Here is a 6,155-nt window from a genome sequence, read left to right as displayed (position 1 = left end):
TCCACCGCCGAGGTGAGCGGCGTCTTGCCTGCAGGCGTCAGAGCGTTGACCTCTTGCATGATGCGATTGGCTGCATTCGGCTCAGGCCGCAAGTTCAGCTCGACATTGCACTGATTGTAGGGTCCGGGCCCGTAGGTGATGAGCCCGACCCGGCGATGCCGCGCAGCGGCCGGCAGAACCTTGCCGAGCGCAGAGCGGACCTCGTCGATGCGCGTGAGCGTGGTGGCGATGCCGAGCTTCACATTGCCCGACATGGAGCCCGAGGCGTCGAACACGATCATGGCGTCGTCGATGCAGGATTCGCGGTCTGTGCCCTGGGCTTCGGCAAAGCTCAAGACTAAAAGGCTCAGCACCCCCGCCGCGGCAAGCCCGAGCGGAACGCGCTGTCTCACGCCAGCGCCTCGCGCAGTTCCTTGAACGTGATGACTCGCTTTACCGCGGGGTCTCTCTTCCAAGAACCGCCGCCCGCCAAGATCAAATCGAGCCCCTCGCGGCTCGCAACCTCGGTCAGCGGGATCTGATAGCGCGCGATTGAAGCGGGCGGGCTCGCCGCCGACGCCGAGACCAACAACGTATCGGGCTTGCACTTCGCCACCAGCAGACCGAGCTCGTCCGCCGGAGGGCCCTCGCCAATCCATAACGGCCGCCAGCCGGCCTCCGCCATCACCAGTTCGGCCAGAGCGAGGCCGAGCGTGTGGCGCTCGTTCTCGATGGTGAAGAGCGCGGCGCGGGGCGCGTTGTCCGCGTGGCGCATCTCACCGGCGCAGGACGCCGCGGCCCGGCGCAGCGCTTCGGTCGCCGCGTGCTCCTCGAAGACCTGGCAGGCGCCGGCTTCCCATTGCCTGCCGATTTCAGCGATGGCCGAGGCGACCTCGTCCGCCGTCTCCGCCCAGGCTCCGGTCTGCTGACGCGAGGCGATGAGCGCGGCTTTCACCTTTGCGGGGTCGCCGGTCATCAGCACGTCGAACCAAGCCGCCAAAGGGCCGCTCAATTCCGCCGGCCGGCTCGCGGCGATGAGGCGGCGCAGCTCCGTCACGTAGATGCGGCGGTGACCGCCCGGCGTCCGCTCCGCATGCAGCACACCGCTATCGACCCAGCGCTGGATCGTGGCGGGGGCAACGCCGAGCCGCCTTGCCGCCTCTCCCGCGGAAACCATCATCTCGCTCATCTCAGTCCTCCGCGGCGGCGCGCGCGATATTGCCCGCACGTTCCTTGCCGGTGGGGTAGTAGGCGCCGGTCTGACGGTCGCCGAATTCCAACATATGCACCCTCCCGCTCTCGATTGCATCCGGCTCCTTGGTGAGCTTCAGCATACGCACGGCGCAAGCGTCGGCGTCGAGTTCCATGTTCTTGAGCAGCGGCCGCAGATAATAGAAGGGCTGCACGCCCAGGCCGCCCAAAGGCCGCTGCGTAAGCCGCGTGTGTCCCAAAGTGTGGTGGCAGCATTCATGCGCCATCAGGAAATGCGCGTAAGGCCGGTCTGACTTGAGCGTGGAGGCATCGATCACGATCACCGAGCGATCATCCTTGGTGGTCGAAGACGCCTGCTCCGGAAGGTCCGGCAGGACGTAGGTGCGGATATCGCAATAGGGATTGTCGACGGTCGAAAGCCTCCGGCGGAACTCGAAACCCACGCCGCTGCGGCGCGCCGGCCCGGCCGTCTGATCGGCGCCGGGCACCACCAGCGGCTCGGCCCAGGCGCGTTCGGCCGTCTCCGCGCCGCCCAGCACAACCAGCACCGAGATCATCGCCGAGATCATGGCCGAGACGAGCACACGATTGCCTATGGGGCGCCGGCGTTTTTGGTTCAAGGGCGCCATCTTTTGGCTCCTGATCAACTTCTGTTGAATGATATGAGCGATTTTTCTGCTTGTAAATCGCTTATTTCGATTGCATCGTCCGGCCATCGACCCTCCACCGCGCCCGCAAAGCAGGCCCTACCCAGCCTTGGCGCGGAACCTAGAGGCCCCGGAGCTTCCCCCCGCTCCGGGGCCTTCTCGGCCCTCAACAGGGTGGGCGGTCGCGACGGGGGTAATCCGTCAAACGTTTGAAAAGGAGCAGTATCCAATGTTGAAGATCAGAACCCTGATGGTCGCCGCAGTCGCCCTTATGGCGCTCGGCATCGGCGGCATGCAGGCCCGTGCGGCCGAGAAGGACATCGTCGACACGGCGGTGGCCGCCGGCCAGTTCAAGACACTTGCCAGCGCGATTCAGGCCGCAGGCCTCGTCGACACGTTGAAGGGCGATGGCCCCTTCACGGTGTTCGCGCCCACCGACGAAGCCTTCGCCAAGCTGCCGGCCGGTACGGTCGAGAACCTCCTGAAGCCGGAGAACAAGGAGCAGCTCGTGGCGATCCTCACCTATCACGTCGTTCCGGGAAAGGTTGAGGCCGCAGAGGTCGTGACGATGGACGAAGCCAAGACCGTCAACGGCAAGATGGTGGACATCAAGGTCAAGGGCGACACGGCCATGGTGAACGACGCCAAGGTCACCAAGACCGACATCGCCGCTTCGAACGGCGTCATCCACGTCATCGACACGGTGATCATGCCGCCGAAGAGCTAACGGAAAGGTCCAAACCACGCGCGCGGGCTCCGATGAGCCTGCGCGCACCCTTACTTACGGAGAGCCAAATGAAAGCGATCAATTTGATCACGCTCATCCTCGTCATTGTCGGGGGCGTGAACTGGGGCCTGGTCGGCCTTGCGAATTTCGATCTCGTGGCCACGCTGTTCGGCGCCGGCTCCGTCCTGTCGCGCGCCGTCTACATCCTCGTCGGCGCATCGGCGCTTTGGCAGCTGATCCCGCTGTTCGAGGCCTTCAAAGGCGGCGAAGCGTCCGCCTTGCGCGGGCACTAGCCCCTGAAGGGCAAGGCCCCGCTGCGATCGCCTTCCCCAAATGCGGCGGGGTCTTCGCCTTTTTCGCTATTCCACGACGGCGATGATGGGACCGTAGCCACCGTGAGACGGCGGATCGTTGCGGCCGAGCTCGGGCGCATAGAGCCCCGGCGCCGTACCGCCATCCAGGAACAAGGCATTCCCGGTGCCGAGACCTTCGCGAAAGAAGCGGGCAAACTCGTAGAAGCTCACGCTGCCGCGGGTCATGGCGAAATGGACTTTGCCGTCGCTCGACACGCCGACGCCGTTGCGCGGCTTGAAGTCCGTCGAGTTGACGATGAAGGCCGGATGGATCGCGCCGTCGATCACCAGCATGGGGCCGGACTGGGTGGCGAACTGCGCCTTGGGCTTTTGAGCCAGAAACTGCCCCGTCTCCAGCACGCCCGCGGTCCCCTCCCCTAGATAGAACACGCCGTTCGGCTTCTTGAAGAAATTCGGGATCTGGCTCGGCCTACCGGTGACCGTCTCGGTATTGGCCTCGACGAGTGCCCGGCCGTTCTCGATATGCAGACCGACGGGGCTCAGGTCGTGCTCATACATGCCGCCGTTCATGGCGAAGACAAGCGACTTGCCCCGGTCTTCCAAGGCCTGCGCGAGCGCCTTGAACGTGCGCAACGGATTGCCGTCGGGTCCGCGCCAGTAAAGCCGCATATCGTCCTTGGCGGGATCGAAGCTGCAGACGATGTAGCGGGCTTTGCTGAAGCTCTCGTCGCGGCAGGCTTCCGCGCGCGCGGCGCCGCCAGCGCCGGCGAGCACGACCAATGCGACGACTAGCCGAAGGAGCCTCATTGTCATGCGCGTGGCCGGGCCTATTTCAGCGCCACGAAGACCTTGTAGTCCTCGAGCCGCGTGCCGACCTGGATGGGGAAGGAAATCTCGCGCACCATGGAGAAATAGCCGGCCGTCTGGCCCGCAGGCACCGTGACCGGTACCGACATCTTGTCTTGCGCGAGCGTGGATTTGTAGGCGTCGGCCGCGCGCACCGAGACCGGCAAGGTGACCGTCCCCGGGCTACCCTTCGGGCCTAAGAGGACACGGCCGGCGAAGCCATATTTGACGACGACGCGGCCGCCGTAAAACCTGCATTCACGCGATAATTTGGTGATCTCGCCGCGGTTGACGACGAACATCTGGTCGCCGTCGTGGCCGGATTGGTAGGCGGTGCGCAGGCGCTCGTTGGGCCAGGCGACGACTTGGGGACAATTGAGCGCCTTGCCGTCCACGGCAGTGGCTGTCGGCGCGGCGGCGGTCTGCATCTGGGAGTCGGCCAGGGGCAGGCTGTCGGGCAGCCGTTCGCTGGCATAGCCCGTGGCGGTTTCGCTGCTACCGAGGGAACTCGATCCGCCGCCGCAGCCGGAGACGGCAATCAGGCTCACGAGCAGCGCGCAGAGCCCGCAGCCACGCAGCCAGGAAAGACCGTCAATCCGCTTCAACTCACCCCGTCCTTGGCTTGACACGCCAGGCATCCCTGCCTGATATGGCCGGCGCGCCGCGAAAAGTGCTTGAAACGGCGCGAGCTTCCGGGCCCTCGCTGGCGCCAAACTATCTGCCCGGGTTAGGCCCGACAAGGCCAGACTTAAGGCCATTTTGGGCCCGAAAGAGCCGCTTCTGGAGCGCCAATGACCGGCACTGATCACGCCAATGGGCGACATAATGGGCGACATGGCCGTCCTGCCTTGACCGTCTATCTCGCTTGCCCACGCGGCTTCTGCGCCGGCGTGGACCGGGCTATCCAGATCGTGGAGCTTGCGCTCGAGAAATACGGCGCCCCCGTCTATGTGCGCCACGCCATCGTCCATAACCGCTACGTGGTCGACACGCTGAAAGCGAAGGGCGCCATCTTCGTCGAGGAATTGGACGAAATCCCGGATACCGACGCGCCGATCGTGTTCTCAGCCCATGGCGTGCCCAAAGCCGTGCCCGAAGCCGCCAGGCACCGCCGCATGTTCGTGCTCGACGCGACCTGCCCGCTTGTCTCCAAGGTGCATATCGAGGCGGAGCGGCTGCACGACCAGGGCGCCGAGATCCTGCTGATCGGGCACGCCGGCCACCCCGAAGTCGTCGGCACCACGGGCCAGCTGCCGGAAGGCGCGGTGCACCTGATCGAGACCATCGACGACGCCAAGGCCTTTACGCCGAGGGACCCGGGGAAGCTGGCCGTGATCACCCAGACCACACTGTCGGTGGACGATACGCGCGAGATCATGGAGGCGCTGAAGGCGCGCTTCCCCGCGATCGCCGTGCCGCGCAAGGACGATATCTGCTACGCGACCACGAACCGGCAAGACGCGGTGAAGCGAATCGCGCCAAACTGCGACCGCATGATCGTGGTCGGCTCGCCCAACAGCTCCAACTCGCTGCGCCTCGTAGAGGTCGCCGAGCGGGCCGGCTGCCGCGCGGCCATGCTGGTGGAACGCGCCAGCGAGATCGACTGGAGCCTGTTCGAAGACATCCGCCATCTCGGCGTCACCGCCGGCGCATCGGCGCCGCAGGTTCTGGTGGACGACATCATCGACGCCTTCGCGGAGAGATTCGACGTGACCGTCGAGACCGTGACCACGGCGGAGGAGAACGTCGCTTTCAAGCTTCCCCGTCCGCTACGAGACATGCCGGCGGCGTAGATGGCTGTCTATACGGACGTCTCCGACGAGGAGCTGGAAACCTTCATCGACAGCTACGACATCGCGCCCTGACATCGTTCAAGGGGATCGCCGAGGGCGTCGAGAACTCCAACTACCTAGTCCACACGGCGCGCGGACCCTTCATCCTCACGCTTTACGAAAAGCGCGTGCGGCCGGAGGATCTGCCCTATTTCCTCGGCCTGATGGAACATTTGGCGGCGGGCGGCATCTCCTGTCCGCTGCCCGTGCGCGACCGCGAGGGCCGCATCCTGCGTGAGCTGGCAGGCCGGCCCGCGGTGCTGATCAGCTTCCTGGAAGGCTTGTGGGTGCGGCGTCCGGGCATCGGGCATTGCGCGGGGCTCGGCCAGGCGCTCGCCAGATTCCACCTCGCCGGCCTCGATTTTCCCATGACGCGCGAGAACGATTTGTCCCTGCCCGGCTGGCGGACGCTGTTCGACGCGATAGGCGATTCCGCCGACGGCGTGATTCCGGGGCTGAAGGACGCAATCGCGCGCGAGCTCGATTATCTCGCGGCGAACTGGGCGGCGGGCCTGCCGGTGGGCGTGATCCACGCGGACCTCTTTCCGGACAACGTGTTCTTTCTCGACGACAAGGTCTCCGGCCGATCGACTCTATT

At 65.4% G+C, this 6,155-nt stretch carries 8 protein-coding genes and 1 pseudogene; 4 read left to right on the top strand and 5 right to left on the bottom strand.

Annotated features, from left to right (window positions below):
• The 3 genes from AUC71_RS19290 to AUC71_RS18600 form a co-directional block, all read right to left on the bottom strand.
• On the bottom strand, positions 1-392 hold a 392-nt coding region (locus tag AUC71_RS19290), incomplete at its 3' end, for a VWA domain-containing protein (protein WP_158007736.1).
• Positions 389-1,168 (bottom strand): MerR family transcriptional regulator, encoded by a 780-nt coding sequence (locus tag AUC71_RS06675; protein ID WP_069623645.1) that lies wholly within the window; start codon positions 1,166-1,168, stop codon positions 389-391. The genes AUC71_RS06675 and AUC71_RS19290, both read right to left, overlap by 4 nt.
• A gap of 1 nt (position 1,169) precedes the next feature.
• Complete coding sequence (locus tag AUC71_RS18600; RefSeq protein WP_141701507.1) at positions 1,170-1,811, bottom strand: hypothetical protein; 642 nt, start codon at positions 1,809-1,811, stop codon at positions 1,170-1,172.
• A gap of 277 nt (positions 1,812-2,088) precedes the next feature.
• Here AUC71_RS18600 and AUC71_RS06665 point away from each other — a divergent pair, with 277 nt between their 5' ends.
• Positions 2,089-2,565 carry a fasciclin domain-containing protein gene (locus AUC71_RS06665; protein ID WP_425283362.1) on the top strand — a complete coding sequence of 159 codons (477 nt, stop codon included), beginning with the start codon at positions 2,089-2,091 and terminating at the stop codon, positions 2,563-2,565.
• A 68-nt stretch (positions 2,566-2,633) separates the two neighbouring features.
• Positions 2,634-2,858: a DUF378 domain-containing protein gene (locus AUC71_RS06660; RefSeq protein WP_069623643.1), complete on the top strand. Its 225-nt coding sequence runs from the start codon at positions 2,634-2,636 to the stop codon at positions 2,856-2,858.
• Between the two features lie 66 nt (positions 2,859-2,924).
• On the opposite strand, the gene AUC71_RS06655 is transcribed toward AUC71_RS06660, so the two are convergent.
• Both AUC71_RS06655 and AUC71_RS06650 read right to left on the bottom strand, forming a co-directional pair.
• Positions 2,925-3,686 (bottom strand): phosphodiester glycosidase family protein, encoded by a 762-nt coding sequence (locus tag AUC71_RS06655; RefSeq protein ID WP_158007735.1) that lies wholly within the window; start codon positions 3,684-3,686, stop codon positions 2,925-2,927.
• Between the two features lie 20 nt (positions 3,687-3,706).
• On the bottom strand, positions 3,707-4,330 hold the full coding sequence (locus AUC71_RS06650) for a hypothetical protein (RefSeq protein ID WP_141701506.1): 624 nt from the start codon (positions 4,328-4,330) through the stop codon (positions 3,707-3,709).
• Between the two features lie 186 nt (positions 4,331-4,516).
• Here AUC71_RS06650 and ispH point away from each other — a divergent pair, with 186 nt between their 5' ends.
• Positions 4,517-5,518 (top strand): 4-hydroxy-3-methylbut-2-enyl diphosphate reductase, encoded by a 1,002-nt coding sequence (ispH, locus tag AUC71_RS06645; RefSeq protein WP_069623640.1) that lies wholly within the window; start codon positions 4,517-4,519, stop codon positions 5,516-5,518.
• Positions 5,519-6,155 (top strand): annotated as a pseudogene (locus tag AUC71_RS06640) (phosphotransferase); the annotation flags it as partial.

This window comes from Methyloceanibacter marginalis, assembly GCF_001723295.1.
GTDB lineage: Bacteria > Pseudomonadota > Alphaproteobacteria > Rhizobiales > Methyloligellaceae > Methyloceanibacter > Methyloceanibacter marginalis.
Note: the sequence above shows the minus strand (reverse complement) of the source record. Positions and strands in the feature narration are given on the sequence as shown.